Origin of the sequence: Siphonobacter sp. BAB-5405 (assembly GCF_002872335.1) — a bacterium.
Taxonomy (GTDB): domain Bacteria; phylum Bacteroidota; class Bacteroidia; order Cytophagales; family Spirosomataceae; genus Siphonobacter.
The window spans coordinates 1-642 of record NZ_NJAG01000054.1; the positions used below are offsets into that span (position 1 = coordinate 1).

Sequence of the window (642 nt, forward strand, 5' to 3'; positions counted from 1 at the left end):
TTTGGGCCCTTTCCCAAAGGGAAACCCGGGTTTTAAACCCGGGTTTTAAAGGGCCCTTTTGGGTTTTAAACCCAAATTTTCCCGGGAAATTTTCCCGGGAAATTTTGGGCCCTTTTCCCAAAGGGAAACCCCGGGTTTTAAACCCCGGGTGCTTTGTTTACTGGCTCCGGCGGTTACGCTACTGCCCGAAGCTAAACGCAGGCTTTCTTGAAACGTCGGTGGAATTCTGGACCCCAAGGAAGACGAAACCGGCAGCTGGCGACTCGAACAGTCGGAATTTTACATCAGCAAGATTCCCGAACGCCTCATGCTGGGCTGGCGGTACGAAGGATATGACCGGGGCGAGATCATGGAAAACGAAGATTTCCCCGAAAAAGGCACCATCATTCACTCGCAGTACATCGACATGCTCTACAACTACGGAGCAGTGGGACTTTTCCTGAATATGTTATTGATTGTGGGTACGCTGGTGATCATGTACCGACGCAACGAAGTTTTCACAACCGAACAATCCACGTTGTTTGGCTTTCTCATCAGTGGACTGTTTTTCAGTATTTCGTACCAGTTGCCCGTGTACTTCTGGGGCTTTGTGGGACTGGCCATGTACTATGGGCTATTCCCGAACGAATCGGAGGATTTTGA

Annotated in this window: 1 pseudogene; it reads left to right on the plus strand. The window is 50.0% G+C overall.

Annotated features, from left to right (window positions below):
- Positions 1–307 precede the first annotated feature (307 nt).
- A pseudogene (locus BWI97_RS24910) lies at positions 308–642 on the plus strand (O-antigen ligase family protein); the annotation flags it as partial.